This window comes from Campylobacter concisus UNSWCS (assembly GCF_000466685.1).
Taxonomy (GTDB): Bacteria; Campylobacterota; Campylobacteria; order Campylobacterales; family Campylobacteraceae; genus Campylobacter_A; species Campylobacter_A concisus_A.
Genome location: NZ_ANNG01000096.1, coordinates 1 through 278 on the forward strand (window position 1 = coordinate 1; position 278 = coordinate 278).

The 278-nt window shown below is 32.0% G+C and carries 1 protein-coding gene; it reads left to right on the forward strand.

What is annotated here, in order from left to right; all coding sequences use genetic code 11:
- Positions 1-278 (forward strand): hypothetical protein (locus tag UNSWCS_RS12105; protein ID WP_035144073.1); only part of this gene is annotated, 278 nt, incomplete at both ends.

Consider the following 278-nt stretch of genomic DNA (forward strand, 5'->3'; position numbering starts at 1 on the left):
AGCTATGAAGATCCTTGATGACTACTCAAACGAGTATAAGAAAAATGGCGATAAAACATTTACTTATAATCTTAGAGGCACAGAGAGACTTCTTGCTTGCGAATCTTATGATAAAGCTAACTGGCTTGTTTGCTCTGCAAACTCTATAAGTGATTATGATAATAGCCTAAATAGCACTCTTGTTTCGCAGTTTATATCTTCTATCATCTTTATAATCGTTGTTATAGCACTTTTGATCTTTGTTGTTGGTAGATATTTAAAACCTCTTTCAAATATAT